Source organism: Psychrilyobacter piezotolerans, assembly GCF_003391055.1.
Lineage (GTDB): Bacteria > Fusobacteriota > Fusobacteriia > Fusobacteriales > Fusobacteriaceae > Psychrilyobacter > Psychrilyobacter piezotolerans.
Window position 1 is genome coordinate 117753 of sequence record NZ_QUAJ01000007.1, and the last position, 16620, is coordinate 134372.

The 16620-nt window shown below is 27.7% G+C and carries 16 protein-coding genes; 10 read left to right on the top strand and 6 right to left on the bottom strand.

Annotated elements, in window-relative coordinates:
• Nucleotides 1-312 precede the first annotated feature (312 nt).
• From DYH56_RS05755 to DYH56_RS05770, 4 genes are read left to right on the top strand one after another with little or no spacing between them, the layout of a single operon-like run.
• Nucleotides 313-1728, top strand: coding sequence for an ATP-binding protein (locus DYH56_RS05755; protein WP_114641912.1), 1416 nt, complete (start codon nt 313-315; stop codon nt 1726-1728).
• The gene (locus tag DYH56_RS05760) at nt 1700-4366 is read left to right on the top strand and encodes a Z1 domain-containing protein (RefSeq protein ID WP_114641913.1); all 2667 of its coding nucleotides are present in this window, start codon (nt 1700-1702) and stop codon (nt 4364-4366) included. The genes DYH56_RS05755 and DYH56_RS05760 overlap by 29 nt, the downstream gene beginning before the upstream one ends.
• On the top strand, nt 4356-5282 hold the full coding sequence (locus tag DYH56_RS05765; protein ID WP_114641914.1) for a PD-(D/E)XK motif protein: 927 nt from the start codon (nt 4356-4358) through the stop codon (nt 5280-5282). Before DYH56_RS05760 ends, DYH56_RS05765 begins: the two co-directional genes overlap by 11 nt.
• Nucleotides 5279-7345: an AIPR family protein gene (locus tag DYH56_RS05770; RefSeq protein WP_114641915.1), complete on the top strand. Its 2067-nt coding sequence runs from the start codon at nt 5279-5281 to the stop codon at nt 7343-7345. The genes DYH56_RS05765 and DYH56_RS05770 overlap by 4 nt, the downstream gene beginning before the upstream one ends.
• Nucleotides 7346-7621: 276 nt before the next feature.
• On the opposite strand, the gene DYH56_RS05775 is transcribed toward DYH56_RS05770, so the two are convergent.
• The 3 genes from DYH56_RS05775 to DYH56_RS05785 all read right to left on the bottom strand — a co-directional run bounded on the left by DYH56_RS05775 (nt 7622) and on the right by DYH56_RS05785 (nt 8648).
• Entirely contained in the window at nt 7622-7873 is a 252-nt protein-coding gene (locus DYH56_RS05775) for a hypothetical protein (RefSeq protein WP_114641916.1), read from the bottom strand.
• Between the two features lie 95 nt (nt 7874-7968).
• The gene (locus DYH56_RS05780; RefSeq protein ID WP_114641917.1) at nt 7969-8181 is read right to left on the bottom strand and encodes a hypothetical protein; all 213 of its coding nucleotides are present in this window, start codon (nt 8179-8181) and stop codon (nt 7969-7971) included.
• 287 nt (nt 8182-8468) lie between these two features.
• On the bottom strand, nt 8469-8648 hold the full coding sequence (locus DYH56_RS05785) for a hypothetical protein (protein ID WP_114641918.1): 180 nt from the start codon (nt 8646-8648) through the stop codon (nt 8469-8471).
• 558 nt (nt 8649-9206) lie between these two features.
• Here DYH56_RS05785 and DYH56_RS05790 point away from each other — a divergent pair.
• The 6 genes from DYH56_RS05790 to DYH56_RS05810 all read left to right on the top strand — a co-directional run bounded on the left by DYH56_RS05790 (nt 9207) and on the right by DYH56_RS05810 (nt 14688).
• Entirely contained in the window at nt 9207-11711 is a 2505-nt protein-coding gene (locus DYH56_RS05790) for a MobA/MobL family protein (protein WP_114641919.1), read from the top strand.
• Nucleotides 11712-11743: 32 nt separating this feature from the next.
• Nucleotides 11744-12238 carry a conjugal transfer protein TraD gene (locus DYH56_RS05795; protein ID WP_114641920.1) on the top strand — a complete coding sequence of 165 codons (495 nt, stop codon included), beginning with the start codon at nt 11744-11746 and terminating at the stop codon, nt 12236-12238.
• Nucleotides 12239-12250: 12 nt separating this feature from the next.
• Nucleotides 12251-12397: a hypothetical protein gene (locus DYH56_RS15940; protein ID WP_158539073.1), complete on the top strand. Its 147-nt coding sequence runs from the start codon at nt 12251-12253 to the stop codon at nt 12395-12397.
• Nucleotide 12398: 1 nt separating this feature from the next.
• Complete coding sequence (locus DYH56_RS05800; RefSeq protein WP_114641921.1) at nt 12399-13361, top strand: ArdC family protein; 963 nt, start codon at nt 12399-12401, stop codon at nt 13359-13361.
• A gap of 79 nt (nt 13362-13440) precedes the next feature.
• Nucleotides 13441-13806, top strand: coding sequence for a hypothetical protein (locus DYH56_RS05805; protein ID WP_114641922.1), 366 nt, complete (start codon nt 13441-13443; stop codon nt 13804-13806).
• 222 nt (nt 13807-14028) lie between these two features.
• Nucleotides 14029-14688 carry a DNA-3-methyladenine glycosylase family protein gene (locus DYH56_RS05810; RefSeq protein WP_114641923.1) on the top strand — a complete coding sequence of 220 codons (660 nt, stop codon included), beginning with the start codon at nt 14029-14031 and terminating at the stop codon, nt 14686-14688.
• Nucleotides 14689-14884: 196 nt separating this feature from the next.
• On the opposite strand, the gene DYH56_RS05815 is transcribed toward DYH56_RS05810, so the two are convergent.
• The 3 genes from DYH56_RS05815 to DYH56_RS05825 all read right to left on the bottom strand — a co-directional run bounded on the left by DYH56_RS05815 (nt 14885) and on the right by DYH56_RS05825 (nt 16539).
• Nucleotides 14885-15085, bottom strand: coding sequence for a cold-shock protein (locus DYH56_RS05815; protein ID WP_114641924.1), 201 nt, complete (start codon nt 15083-15085; stop codon nt 14885-14887).
• 319 nt (nt 15086-15404) lie between these two features.
• Entirely contained in the window at nt 15405-15938 is a 534-nt protein-coding gene (locus DYH56_RS05820) for a hypothetical protein (RefSeq protein ID WP_114641925.1), read from the bottom strand.
• 400 nt (nt 15939-16338) lie between these two features.
• Nucleotides 16339-16539, bottom strand: a complete 201-nt coding sequence (locus tag DYH56_RS05825) for a cold-shock protein (RefSeq protein ID WP_114641926.1) — start codon at nt 16537-16539, stop codon at nt 16339-16341.
• Nucleotides 16540-16620: the final 81 nt, after the last annotated feature.

Below are 16620 nucleotides of genomic sequence, written 5' to 3' on the forward strand. Positions count from 1 at the left end.
AAGTTATAAAAATACCACAGATAAAAAAAGATCTAGTAGAATAGCCGTATATGGCTATTCTACTAGATCTTTTTTTATCTCTAGATTTGCCCGGAAAAGAGGGCGTCCAAAAAGCCTGCAAATAGAAAAACAGTTCCTATGATGATTTTAATACAATAAAAATTTATGTGTTTTTATTAATTTAAGTATAGGTTTATTAATAAATTTAATTTAAATGTAGTAATAAATGGAAATATAATGAGTTTTGTTGTATTATTTTATTAAATATAATCATTAAACGATAAAAGGTTTAAACCGAGGAGATAATAATTGATGAGAGAAGAAGTTGTAAAACCAAATCTAAGTAATTTTATAAAATCTCTTAGAGATGTTGGATATAATTTTAATATTGCAATAGCTGATATATTAGATAATAGTATTGATGCTAATGCTAAAAATATAAAGATAAATATAGAGTTAAAACCACAACCTAAAATTTTAATATTGGATAATGGTTTTGGAATGAATGAGGAAGAATTAGTAGAGGCTATGAGATTAGCTTCTAAAGATCCAAATAAAAATAGGGGTGGAAAGGCCTTAGGTAAGTTTGGACTAGGATTAAAAACAGCCTCGTTTTCTCAAGGGAAAAAGCTAACAGTTATAAGTAAGAAAGGTAATAAAATAAATGCAAGGGTATGGGATTTAAATCATATAGAAGAAACAAATGAATGGTATTTATTAACCCCTCAATTAGATTATGATTCTACAGAATTTTATAATGAATTAACCTTACAAGAATCAGGAACTTTAGTAATTATAGAAGAGATTGATAGGTATGAAGAGGATGAATACGAAAATTTAATTTACTCTTTAAGAAATCACTTATCTATGACATTCCATAGATTCTTAGATAATAAAAATTCTAGAAGGAAAGTAAATATCTCTTTAAATAATAATCCTTTAGAATCTTTTGACCCATTTAATTCAGAAAACTTTGCAACACAAGATCTAGGAGAGGAAAAATTAAAAGTTTATGACGAAGATATAAAGATAAAACCATATATACTTCCTCATCATAGCAAAATTAGTCAGCAAGATTACGACAAATATGGAACTGAAGAGGGATATACTAAAACTCAAGGTTTTTATGTATATAGAGCTAACAGACTTTTAATCCATGGAACATGGTTAGGCTTACATAAAATATCTGATTCACATAAATTAGTTAGAATAATGATTGATATTCCTAATAATCAAGATAGTTATTGGGGAATTGATATAAAAAAATCTACTGCCAAACCCGTAAAAGCAATATCTAAAGAGTTAAAGAGAATAATTAAAAATGTCACAGCAAAGGGATCAAGGCCTTATACTGGAAGAGGAAAAAGAATTACGGATAAAAATATAGAAAAATTTTGGGATTTAATACCAGATGGAGACAATATAAAGTTTGGATTGAAAAAAAAACACCCTATATATTCAGAATTATTAAATACCTTTGATGAAAAACAAAAAAACTTATTTAATCTTTTTGTTAATGGTATTGAGTCTTATTTACCTTTACCACTTATACAAGCTCATCTAAATGATAACCCACACAAGATAAAGCAGAAAAATAATGAAGAAATATCTGAAGCTATACAAAAATTAATAGATATGGGAGTATCCCCTGAATTGATTGAAGCTATTAAAAAGACAGAACTTAAAGGAGAAATGACTGATGTCCGCGAAAAAAATTCTGAAAAATAAAATTGATAGTTTTTTAAAAGAAATCAAAGAAGAACTAACTGAGGAAATAATTGAAAACAAAGTAAATGAGGTTAAAGCTCAATTTACTAACCCAGTAATATTTCAAGCATTTCAAGCAATGTCCACTGAATTAAAAAGAATAACTTTAGAAGATGTCTTAAAAGTTGATTTTAAAGAGATTCAAAACGAATTAGAGACAATCTATAGTGTTGTTGTAACAAATGGATTTAGCTTAGTTGAAGAAGATCCAAATAGAGATTCAACTTGGTGGACAGGGGCTGAAAAGCAAAAAAATGAATTGTTTTATTGGGAAAGATATAAAAGAAATTTAGAAAGAAAATTACCAATAAAAGTTGTTAGAAATTTAGATGAAGATACAGATATAGTTATGAATCATATAGAGAACCCTGAAGTTGATGGTTTCAATAGATTAGGGATGGTTATTGGACATGTACAATCTGGAAAAACTGGAAACTTTACAGGATTATTATGTAAAGCAGCAGATGCTGGATATAAATTTATTATAGTTATTGCTGGTGGAATGAATAACTTAAGAAATCAAACCCAAGAAAGAATAGAAGAGGGGTTTATTGGATTAACTGGTTGTACTAAAGTTGGTGTTGGTTTAGATATAGAAAATAATACTAAAGATAAAAGACCTGTAGCTTTAACAAAAGAAAATGATGACTTTAATAGTAGAGATGCTAAAAAAGCAATATCTCTACATGATACTCATAAACCAATGGTTATGGTTATAAAGAAAAATAATAGTATCCTAAAAAATGTTATTAAATGGTTAAATGATGAATTCCCAAATGAAATAACATATCCTTTATTAGTTATTGATGATGAGTCTGATTATGCATCAATAAATACAAACAAAGAAGATCAAGATCCAACTGCAATAAATAAGTCTATTAGAAAAATTCTTGGTAAATTTAAAAAGAGTAGTTATGTTGCCTATACTGCTACTCCATATGCAAATATTTTTATAGACCATAATATAGAAGGCGATTTATTTCCTAAAGATTTTATTTATTGTTTAGAAGCTCCTAGTAATTATTTTGGAGCCTCTAAAATTTTTAAAATAACTGAGGAAACTCAAGATAGGAAGCATATCATAGAAATTGATGACAATGAAGTTGAGCTTCCTTTAAAACATAAAATAGACCATATAATTACTGAGTTACCAAGCTCATTAAAGCAAGCAGTTAGAAATTTTCTTTTAAACATTGGAATAAGGTGCTTAAGAGGAGACGAAACAGAACATAATAGTATGTTAGTTCATACAACAAGATTCACTAGAATTCATGAAGATATTAGTAATCTTATAGAAGATTATTTAGAAAAAGGAAAAAAATCAATAAAATCATTTGGTGCAATGTCCAACAAATTAGAGCAAAGTAACTTTATAAGAGATATGAAAAAAACTTATGATGAAGTTTTCCCTGATATAGAGGAAAACTTTGATAACATATTAGAAGTTTTAACAAAAAAAGTTCAAGAAATAATGGTAAGACAGGCACATCAAAAGGCTAAAATTCCTTTAGAATATAGAAATGATAGACCAACATATGCCATTGTAGTAGGGGGATTGAGTTTAGCTAGAGGATTTACTTTAGAAGGATTAAGTATCAGCTATTTTTTAAGAACCACTATGTTTTATGATACTTTAATGCAAATGGGAAGATGGTTTGGATATAGGATAGGTTATGAAGACCTTTGTAAAATCTATATGACAGGAGAAATGGCTGATAATTTTGAATATATTATCAATGCTACAGAAGAATTAGTTGATACTCTCTCGGACATGAATGATAAGAAAAAAACACCAAAAGAGTTTGGTTTGGCAGTTAGAACCCATCCTGAAAGTGCTTTACAAGTAACTTCTTTAAATAAGCAAAGAAATGCTCAAGACTATTATATTGACATGAGTTTTAACAATACCTTAAAGCAAACAACTCATTTAGTGAAAAATGAAAATGAGATAGATCATAATTATAAAGCTGTAGGAGAGATTTTAAATAAACTTCCTAATATAAGTGAAAATATTAAGAAAAAAAATAATTATGTCTTTAGAAACATTGACAAGAAGATTATTTATGATTTTATAGATGATTTTAAAGTTTTTAACTATAAAAATGACTATATTTTAAGTTTAAAAACTCATCTACCTGTTGCTTTCATGCTAAAAGATATTAAAGAAAATGATTTGAATTTTGATGTCGCTTTTATTTCTGGAGAAGGGGAACCAATTATTTCTACAGAGTTATCAAAATTAGAAAACCTTACTTATGCAAGAAGAAAACTGATGGAAACTGATGAAAATTCTTATAGAATAAAAATGTTATCAAATATTTCTACAGAAAAAATTGGATTAACAGATGAAGCCCTAACAATTATGAAGGAAAATAAAATTCCTAACAATTCTAGAAGAGAGATAAGAAAATTCTTAGAAAGACCATTATTATTTATTTATATAGTAGAGACTACAGAAAATTCCGACATTAGATTTCCAGCATATGGAGTTGTATATCCAAATTCTAGTGAAAAAATAGAAAAATTTGTTAGATTAAAAATAAATAGTGTCTATTTAAAAGAATTATTAGAGGAAGAGGAGCTTCAAGATGAAGATTAATTTTTGGTGGGATAACCTTGAGAAAGACAGAAAAATCAGAATTCCGAGTAAAGTTGATGCCTTTGCATATATTACTAGAGACGGATATATCTCTTTTCAATTAAAACTAGAAAAAAACATAGAAAAAAAAACTTATGACAACCTTAGATTTCAAAATATAGAAATAATTTCTTGTGGAAAAGAGTTATATTTTGTATTGAAAACAAGTGAATTTAAAGATGTTTTCTATTATTTATGTTTAGATTTATTGAAAAACTTAGAAGGTCAACCATTTAATAAGTATACTAATATTATTTATAAAGTTTTTGATTATTGGAAAAAGCTTTTTAAAAAGAAGCAAAACAATATTTCAGAGATAATTCAAATGGGATTGTTTGCTGAGCTAAATTTTTTATGTAATGATAAATTAAAAAATCTATCTTTAAGTGAAAATATAAGTTCTTGGAGAGGTTTTAGTGGAGACATTCAAGATTTTCTTTATGAAAATACAAGTGTAGAAGTAAAATCAAAATTGAGCTCTAAAGCTAATGAAGTTACTATTTCTTCAGTAAATCAGCTTGAGCACATAAAAGAAAATTTATTTTTAGTTTGTTATTCTTTAGATAAAAATGAAAATGGAAAAACTATAGAAACATTAGTTGAAGAGATTTTAAGTTTAATAAGAAAAGAAAGCTTAGGGTTAGAGACTGCTTTCATAAAGGGATTATTAGAGTATGGTTATAATTGTTTTGATGATTACGATAACCTTGTCTCTTATCTTGTAGATGGGATAGAAACTTTTGAAGTTTTAGAAGGGTTTCCAAGAATTACCAACAAAGACATTCCTACAGGTGTTGTTAAAGTAGAGTATAAAATTAATTTAAATGTTTTAATTCCCTATGAAGAATGTAAATTAAAAGGAGTTAAGGAAATATGAGTATAAAAATAGAAGATTTCCATGAAAATTTTGTACAACTTTATTTAAGAGATGCTGAAGCAAGAGGGTTATTAATTTCAGAAGCATTCTTCGATAAAATTTGTAATAACTTAGCTGAGGATGGAGAGTTAAATGATAATTTTCTTTTCGGACCATTTTTCAAAATAGGAATAGAAATTAGTGGTTATTCTTATGATGAAGAAAAAGAAACTTTAATCCTGATTAATCAAGAAATCTATCAAAATGAAGAAAAAATTGAAACTTTGACCAAGCAAAATCTTGAAGCAAAGTTTAGGAGAACTGAAACTTATTTTAAAAAATCTTTAGTAGGTTTTTCTAACTATTTAGAACAAACATCTGATAGTTATAAAGTTGCTTATGAAATTGAAACTTTACTAAAGCAAAATAAAGTAACAAAGGTAAAAATTTATCTTTTAACAGATGGACTATTAACAAATACCATAAAGGATATTCCAAATAAAAATATTGAAGGATTTGATTTTGAATATAGAATCATAGATATAAATTATCTATTTAATATTGAAATGGTTAACTATCAAGATGAGAGTTTTAATGTTGATGTTGATCTACCTTGTTTAGAAGCTTCAACAATAGATAGTGAATATGAGTCATATTTAGCAGTATTTCCAGGTCAAGAAATTGCAAGGATATATGATGATTTTGGAAGCCGTTTGTTAGAACAAAATGTTAGAACTTTTTTACAATTTAGAGGAAAAGTTAATAAAGGTTTGAGAACTACAATTTCTAAAGCCCCGGAAAAATTTTTTGCATATAATAATGGAATTACAACAACGGCTAGTAGAGTAGAATTTAATAATAAGGGTAATATTTCAAAAATTTATGATTTCCAAATTGTAAATGGAGGACAAACTACATCTTCAATTTATTCAGCTTGGAAAAAGGATAAATTAGATTTAAGTAAAGTCTTTGTACAAATGAAGCTGTCTGTTGTTGCAAATATATCTCAACATAGTGAGTTTGTATCTAATGTTGCAAGATATGCTAATACACAAAATAAAGTAAACAACTCTGATTTTTTCTCCAATAGTCCATTCCATAAAGAGATGAAGAACCATTCAAAATTGATAGCAGCTCCAGTTTTAAATGGAGGACAAAAGAAAACATATTGGTTCTATGAAAGAGTTCGTGGAGAATATTTAAACGAACAGGCTTATTTAACAGCTTCTAAAAAGAGCAGTTTTCAACAAAGACACCCTAAAACTCAATTAATAGATAAAACTCTTTTAGGAAAAGGTGAGATGGCATGGAAACAAAAACCATATATTGTTTCAAAGGGAGCTCAATATTGCTTTTTAAATTTTGCCGATACAATCACTAATCAATTAGAGAAAGATTCAATGAGTATAACAGAAAATTATTTTAAAGAAGCTATTGCTAAGATTATTATCTTTAGACATTTAGAGAAAAGAATTAGTAAAGCTCCTTGGTATAACGGTGGATATAGAGCTCAAATTGTAGCTTATACCCTTGCTTATCTATCAAAAGATGTAGAAGAAAAGAGAAAATTTTTTAATTTTAATGAAATTTGGAAAGCTCAAGGAGTCTATGATGATTTTGACAATTTATTAATGAAAATTGCAAAAAAATTATATCCAGTTTTATTAGCTGGAGCCTCAGGAAATGCTAATATTGGATCTTGGTCTAAAAAGGAAGATTGTTGGAGAAAATTAAAAAAAGTAGAAATAGATTTGGTTTACCCAGAAGAGTTATTAAAAAATAAAGATACAGTTAAGCAAGAAAAAAGAAAGCAAAAAGTAGAAAAGAAATTAATGAGCGGTATCGAAGCTCAAATATTTGTTGTAGAATATACTAAATGGAATGAAATATTAGAATATTTACTTAAATATCAAGGTGATTTTAAAGTAACGGAAAAACAGATGAGTATTTTAAAAAGAGTTAGTAAAGGTGAATTCCCTTCAGCAGCTCAAAGTAAATTACTTTATGAAGTTTATAATATGTCAGTAGAAGAAGGTATTGTAGATAAGGAAGAAGACCTTATCCTTAAAGGAAAAACAAATTAAGTGGCACTATCCTAAATTTAGTAGAATAAAAGTGGCTAGGGGCGGGGCTGTTGCAAGTTTTGTGTAAACTCTAAAAATTAATGTAAAACTTTTATAAAATGAGGAGTAATAATTCTTTAATTATTGCTTCTCGTTTTTAATATATTAGGACTTTCTTTTTTGTATGTCAATAACAGAGCCTGAAATTATTCTCTTTCAGAGGGACTATTTTAGATTGTACCTTATTTTAGTCTTTTTTCGAAATTACCAAGTTCAAAAAGTATGATTTTTTCAATATTAGTTTTTCATATTTTTTTGGAGTGTCCTATTTTCTAACTCTTCTATTAAATCTATTACCTCATCCTCAGTTTCTTCTGAAATTATAAATTGAGAATAATTAGTGTATAGGTTTATTTCAGTAAATTCAAGACCTTTAATGTTATCCTCTAAATCATCTACTATTATTTCATATTTTTTATCTTTATACTCCTTATGTTCTAAGATATCTTTAACTTTATTCCAATCCACTTTTGTTATTTTAAACATCATATCTATTACCTCTCATTTACTTATTTTTTTTTAATTTATAACCCCTTCTTAGTATGTCTTAAATAATGAAAAAAGAGCTATTGAATAGCTCTCTACTACTTTAATTTATATTTTCTTAATTCTTTTTCAATTTCATCTTTATATTTCACTAAATAACTAGATGCATCGGATCCAATATCATTTAATACTCCGCTATTATAATCGTCATCAGTTATCCACATTCGAGCTACTCCTTTAGGTGTTTCAAGTACAACTCTATATATTCCATTTTTTTCATCTTCGATTTTTATTATTTTAATATCATTCAAAATAAACCCCTCCCTTTTGAATATACTTTTTACTTAATTATTATGTCATTTTATCTATCTAAATTTTACCATATTTTATAGAAAATTAACATTTAAAAGTAGTTATTTTGATGATATTTTTAATAGATTTTTTTTAAAAATTTTCCCATAATTGTTATGTATTACTTTTAATTATTTTAACTTTTTTATGGTTTCTCTAATATTAGAGAAACTATAAAACTTATCTTTACTGGATCTTTTTATTGTATCCACTTAAGAGGGATTATACTATTCTTTCTTAACCTCTTTTATTTTTTTCCACCTTTTCCACCTTGATAATTACTATTATTTGGGTTAGATTGGTTAGCCCTGTTGTTAGTTGTTCCCTTGTAAGCAGTGTTATTATGTGACATATTTTGATTATTACTGTTATGTGTATCAGATTTAGTATTAGATTTACCTGATTTACCCGATTTACTTTTAGACATAATTTTACCTCCATATATTTATTTGAATTATAAATCATATACAAGAAAATATAAAAATACCTTTTTTTCATTTGAAATTAATCTAATAAAAAGACAACTAGATTTAATTTCTCTAATTATCCTTTTTGCTTAGATTCAAAAGAAAAAATAAAGACAGAAAAGACAGTCATTTCTTGACCGCCTTTTTCAATCACTCCTAAAGCAAATAAGGGAGTGTTCAATCACTCCTAAAGCAAATAAGGGAGTGCACGCATACGCATAACTAAAGTTATGCCGTGCAAGGGAGATCCCTTGACCCCTTTAAGCATTGGAACTTCTGCGTTGCAGAAGAAGGCGTTCGCCTGGATTTTTATTTTTGACATTTCCCCAAAATAAAGATATAATTATAAGATAAAAGTTATAAAAAATAAAGTTTTGAGGAGAAATCAACTCAGAAGTTTTATTTTCTAAAATTTAAAATAGGTTAGTGAGCAAGAGCTCAAAGTCTGTTAGAAAAAGCAATTTATTATTGCTTTCTTTAACAGACTTTTTTTTATAAATTTTTAAGGAGGTAGTCACATGGCAATCTATAGATTAAAAGCTAAAAATGGATCGGTTGGTCATGGATTAGCTCATGCAGAATATATCTTGAGAGAAGGTAAATATTCCAAAGGAACAAAAAAAGAGGAATTAGTATATAAAGAATCTGGAAATATACCTAATTTTGGGAAAGAAGATCCAAAAGAATTTTGGAATGGAGCTGATATTTATGAAGTAAATAGAAGACCCTATAAAGAGTATGAAATTTCACTTCCTAATGAATTAACCTTAGAAGAAAATAAGCAAATTGTCGATGATTTTGTAAAAAAAATAATAGGAAAAGATTTCCCATATACCTATGCTATCCATAATAAAACTAATAATCGAGGAGAAGGAAATGTTCATGTCCATTTGATGTTTTGTGAAAGGAAATTTGATGGTATAGAAAGAGAAAAAGAGACTTTCTTTAAACGTGCAAATACTAAAAATCCAGAAAAAGGCGGAGCTAAAAAAGATAGAACTTGGCAGAAGAAAGAAAAATTACTTAAAGATAGAAAACTTTTTGCCGATATAACAAATAGTTATTTAGAAAAAGCGGGTTTGGACGAAAGAGTTAGTCATTTAAGTTTAGAAAAACAAATGAACCAAGCACTTTCAGAAGGAGATATTGATAAAGCCAATTTATTATTAAGAGACCCTATTGATATCCCTGGAAAAATATTACAAAAAACAGAGGACACATTAAACAAATGGGAGAGAAAGTCTTTAAAAATTCATGAAGAAAATAAATTAATTAAACATAAGAAGCTTGAAGATTACAAGAAAAAAACTGATATACATCAAATGGAAAAAAGTAAATTAATTGAAGAGTATAGCAAAACTAAAACTAAGCTCCAAGAGGATAAATTAAATAAAACTGTTCTTAATTTTTGTAGTAATGGTGCTTACTACAAAATGATTAACAGAGCACGAATTTTAAGAAAAGATATAAGAAGAAAACCTACAGATCTAGAATTAAAATCTGAATTAACCCAAACAGTAAGTAATCTAGATTATTTAAAAAATGATTTAAAAATGAGTGAGAAGTATAAAACAAAATATATTCAAATTAAAGACGCTTATGAAATAAAATTAGAAAAATGTCTAAATATATTAGATGAAAAATATAATGTATCAAAATCTGATTTAAATGAACTTCAACCTAGAGAAAAAATAGAAGAGATGGATCTAAATACATATAACAATAAAATCACTATTGATACCAGTGATTATTTTACAGTACAAAATAGATTGGAAGAAATAAATTTATATAAAGAAACTTTAAATAAACAATTAAAAGATACAAATATGATCTATATAGAAGCTGTAGATAATATCTCTGGAAACAAATTCAGTACTTTAAACATGTATCAAAATTATTTATTTAAAACTGACAAAGAGAATAAAGATCAAGATAAATTAAGAGATGAAATGAAACTATTCTATAGTCAGTTAAAAGATCCTAATATCTCCCAGTTAATAGATAAAGAATCTGATAGATTAACCTCTGAGAAATCTTTAGAAGTTAAAGGCTTGTATAAAGAAGAGGACATATTAAAAGGGTATTTAAGCAGCCTAAAACCTCCAAAACAAGACATACTCGATGAAAAGGTAGTTAGTGCCCTGATAGACTATAAAGCTCAATATCGTGTATTAGGAGATGAAAAAAATTATCTAGAAAATTCTATTATTTCAAATGGTTTTAAAAAATCAAAAAAACAAGCAGCAGCAGATCCATTAAAGAAAACAAGAAAGAGCTCATACAATTTGGACGATAAAAACTGGCAGTTAAATAGACTTAATAAAGTTAACTTTGAAATAGATTTAGTCAGGGGAAAAATCGGAATAAAAGAGCTTCAAATCAAAGAGAGCGAAGATAAAAAACCGTGGTACAAATCAGAAAATAATATTAAATCTAAGATTGCGTTTAAAGTATTAGACCAGGAATATGAGAGAATAAAAAAATTAAAAACTATAAAAGAAAACCTAAAATTAAAAGCTAGTGATGAGAACATAGATAAATTAACTTTAAATATTTTAACTAGAGGAGAATATTTAAAAATTGAAACCATTAAAAATCAACTCAAAATAGAAATTACTAAAAAAGATAAAGAACTTAGATCTTTAGGGATGTTTAAAATTTTAGAAAAGAAAAATTTAAAAAAGAGTATAAATAGTTTTGAAAGCAGGTTAACTAAACTAAATACCAAACAAATAGACATAACTAAAGGGTTTAGTGATGATACCTTAGATAAGGTAAGAAAAAAAATTCATAAAGGCTTTAAAGGTGCCAAAAGAAACATTGATATGCAGATTAACTATTCAAATAAAAAGATAGAATTTACGAAGACTTTAAAAACAACTAAAAAATATGTTCCTGGATCTTCAGGAGCTAAAAGAGGGCTAGATCTCAAAAAAATATTAGAAAATAAGAATAGTGGACATGGGATCAAAGTTTCATTGAGAGATAAAAAAGATAAAGATCTAGTTGAACTAGAACGGTAAACCGTGGGAGACCTTGGAAAAGAGGAGCAGCTATGAAGAATTATACTAATCTTTCTTTAAGGGAAGAACAAATAATATATAAATTAAAAATATTATCTATGAAAAAAAATAAAATCTTACAAAAGAATAAATATAAATCAAGAAAAGATAGGGGAAGAAAACTTTTAATGATAGGCATTTTAATGGAAAAAGCCGGTATTCTTTCTCAAGATAAAGAAGTTTTACTGGGATATTTTTTAGAATTTAAAAAGAGATCTCAATTAAAAATATTAGAACCAAGAGGAAAACAACTATTAAAAAAAGAAGGGATAGGGGAAAAAATACTATTTCACCTCACTATGAAAGAGAAAAAGGAAAGAGCACACAAATTAATATCAAAAGGAGCCTTAATAGAAAAAGCCGGGCTTTTAAAAGAAAACAAAGCAATATTAGGCGGTTATTTTTTAGAATTCCATAATTGTAACAACTATGAGCTACAAAGATTTTATGAGATAGGGATTGTTGAATTTAAAAAACATAAAAATTAGGAGGTCAACAAAATGAGCAAAGACAAATCAATGGAAAAGGTATTTGAAGAAGAATTAGGAGTGATTGAAGAGAATGATGGGGTAACTTTAGAAGACTGTGAAACACCAGGGGAACAAGTAGAGTTAGATGATTTTTTAAACAAAGACAAGGAGGTGTAAGGTGGGGACAGCTCGACAAGTAATTAACGATGAAAGGAAAAAATTAACGGAGATAGTTATTAAAAATCTTGAAAAAGATGGTTTAAGCTGGATAAAAGGGTGGAGTAGTCAATGTACACCTAAAAATGGAACTACTGATTTACCATATAGTCGTGGGAATAAAATAAAATTAATGATAACAGCTGATCAGCAGGGGTTAGAAGATCCTAGGTGGGTTACCTTTAGGCAGGCACAAAGTAAAGGCTGGAAAGTAAAAAAAGGTGCAAAATCTATAGCATTAGAAAAGTGGATATTTACGAGAAAAGAAAAAGACAAGTTAACAGGAGAAGAAAAACTTATTAAATTAGAAAAACCTATTGCTAACTATTTTAGAGTATTTAATGCCAGTGATATAGATGGAATCCCTCCTATTAATAAAGTCAATCAATTAGAATTTAATAAAACTAGTATTGAATTTATTGAAAAGGTAAAAAAATCATCAGAATGTAAAATTTTAGAAAAGAATCAAGATCGAGCTTACTATAGCTCAGCTAATGATCATATAGTTTTACCACTAAAAGAAAATTTTAAGTCCCACGAAGAATTTTTAGGGACAATGCTTCATGAAATGGCTCATAGTACTGGTCATAGTAGTCGACTTGATAGAAAGCTAGGTAATGAGTTTGGAAGCCCAGAATACGCAAAAGAAGAGCTAAGAGCCGAGATATCATCTATATTCACACAGAATGAATTAGGCTTAGAATTAAAAGATAATCATATTGAAAATCACAGTGCTTATATAAAATCCTGGATAAAAGTTTTAAAAGAAGATAATAATGAAATATACAAAGCAGCAAGTGATTCTGAAAAAATAGCAGAAAGATTAGTTGATAATTTTAAAAAATTAGAGAAGAAAAAAACAGAACACAGAGGAAAAATTATTTTCCCTCAAAAGAGAAAAAAGAATAATGATTTAGAAAGATAAAAATGAAGGTCTGTCTCATATTTTATGCAAACCTCCAAATTAGTGTAAACTACAATTACATTAATTTGGAGGTTTTTTTATGAGAAAAAGAAGAAAAGACTTATCCCATGATGAATTAGTGCGAAAAGAGCTAATTAGAGAATATCTTAGTAAAACACCTAATAATAGTTTGGATTTTAGTGCATTAATTAAAGAAATGATGGGACAAATGCTTGAAAGTGCTTTAGATGGAGAACTTGAAGAACAACTTGGTTATAGTAAATATGATACTGCATCTACAATTATAGAGGAAACCTTTACAGGAACTACTGCAAATAGACCAAGATGGATAAAATTAAAAAAGGCTCAAGGTGTCCAGCTAGGACATGGAAAAAAATTAATAACTAAAAAAAGTATAGAGAGAAAAAAATCCAGAAGATGTCTAAGAGATATATGGAAAATATGAATGATAAAAAGGTCATCGAGACTATAGGGATGGCTAGGCATAGTTTTTATAAATACATTAAGGAAATGAATAATCTATAAATGTATACCAGGATGCCAAATTTCTGAAGGCGGTTCTAAAACCTACCGAAGAGCAATGGGAAACCATAAGAATAACTGCTCCTATGATTATTAAAAAAAGATGTTATAATAGTCTAAACTAAAATAGAAAAAGGGGGATAAGTTGAACGAAAAATTTGAGATAACAGACAGGGTAATAGAACACCTGAAATCGTGTGAAAGGATGGCTTTTTTAATAGATCATTTTGGCAGGCTGGAGGAGAGGAGTATAGTAAAGGATCCTTTTATGGGAATGATATACAATATTATCTATCAGCAGATTTCCTTTGCCTCTGGTAATGCCATATGGAAGAGATGGGATGAAAAGTACGGTGATGCTACACCGGAATTTATATTGGCAGCAGGAGAGGAGGAACTCAGATCCTGTGGACTTTCAAAATCTAAGGCATCTTATGTAAAGAACCTGGCAAAGACAGCAACAAAAGATAGAAGACTCTTAAACAGGGAAAGTCTCAAACAGATGACAGAGGCAGAGATATATGATCTTTATATTCCCATAAAGGGGATAGGTCCCTGGTCTGTAAAGATGTTTCTTATTTTTACCCTGGGTAGAACCGATGTAAGAAGTTATGGTGATTTGGCTCTAAAAAAAGGTGTAGAGTGGGTCTATGGGGAAGAGAATATTACAGAAAAAAGATATATGGAACTCACTGATAAATACAGCCCTTATAATACAGTGGCATCCTTTTACTTCTGGGAGATAACAGTAAAAAAATTATTGAAAAAATCTCCAGACTTTGACAACTATATGAAGGGTATATAAAGGGTCTATCCCGAATTACGTGTAAATTCCATAATTATGTATTTAATGACTTTCATAACTTATATCTTTACTTTTTTATTATGATTCCTAGTTAACAAAAGTACAAATTGTTAATTAGGGGATCTACTTATAAAATTAAGATAATAAAAAAGTGGTAGAAATTTCTACCACTTTGAATATTCAAAATTATATATGATTATACAGTTTCGATGTTTGAAGCTTGAGGACCTTTATCACCTTGAGTGATTTCGAAAGTTACTTCCTCTCCCTCTTGTAAAGTTTTGAATCCATCTTTTTTAATTTGAGAAAAATGTGCGAAGTAGTCGTTCCCATCTTCTGCTGAAATAAATCCAAATCCTTTATCATCATTAAACCATTTAACTGTTCCTTTTAACATGTGTGTTACCTCCGTAAAATTTTAATACAGATAAGTTTTTCTTAAAATCCATTTAACTTTCAACCCTATTGAAGGGCTTCTTAACCAATGAAGCTCTTGTCTGACTCTCTGTTACTATTAATATAGTATCATAAACGTTACAAGAAGTAAAGTTTTATTTCAATATCCTTAAAAGAGGCAATTAGATAAACTAAATCTATCTGTCCTTTTTTAGTTGTGTAACTATGATTTTTAGTGGGTATCATCGCCACCAATATTAATCTAAACAAATGATAATTTTATCTTACATCACCAAATCAAATGTTATATTTTTTTCATGTTATAAGTTAAGTTTTTTTATCATTTCTGCAAAATTATTTTCTTTAGATTCCCCACTTTCCTCTAATTTTTTTAGTTCACGAATGCAATCTAAAGGCATTTTTTTTTGTTCAAAATCACTATGTGGCAAAACAAACATTTCTTTTTTTAGATATTCATTATATTGTTGATCTAGTTCCGTTATTACTTTATTACTAAGTTTATACTGATAAAGGCAATCATAATCAGCATATAGAACAAAAACATGTGCTCTACAATCTAATAATTTAGATAACTTAATTAAATTATAAATTTTTTCTTGATCTATTAAAAAACCTTTTTCAAATTTTTTTTTATAATCTGAAACATTCTTAGTACTAGTTTTCAATTCGATTGTTGCACATAAAATATCTTCTTCGAAAGCAAGAAAGTCAGTTCTTGAATATCTGTGAGTTTTTTTAAAGTTATAGTTTTTGACTCTTTCAATTAAATATTTTATAAGAATCTCTTCTTTTTGTTTACTTTTTTTCATTTCATCATCAGTTTGATATTGCATAATAATCATCTCCTCATCTTTGATGTTTTTCAATTTCTAAATTTATATTAAATATAATACTAAATTTTTTAGAATTCTCTCCAACCCAAGACCTTCTTTACCTAACAGAAAATCTTTTATAGAACGTTTATGTTGTATTTAATAATTTTTTTACTCGCATAATTTATACAAAATGATTCACAATTTCCTTTTTAAAAATAAATCAATGTCTAGCTTTTGTTGGGATCTATAAACAAATAAGAATTTGTTTTTATATTTAATGACTTATATCTTTATTTTTTATTAGAATTCCTAATTAACAAAACTACAAATTGTTAATTAGGGAATCTACTTATAAAATTAAGATAATAAAAAAGTGGTAGAAATCTCTACCACTTTGAATATTCAAAATTATATATGATTATACAGTTTCGATGTTTGCAGCTTGAGGACCTTTATCACCTTGAGTGATTTCGAAAGTTACTTCCGCTCCCTCTTGTAAAGTTTTGAATCCTTCTTTTGCAATTTGAGAAAAGTGTGCGAAGTAGTCATTTCCATCTTCTGCTGAAATAAATCCAAATCCTTTATCATCATTAAACCATTTAACTGTTCCTTTTAACATGTGTGTTACCTCCGTAAAATTTTAATACAGATAAGTTTTTCTTAAAATCCATTTAACTTTCAACCCTATTGAAGGGCTTCT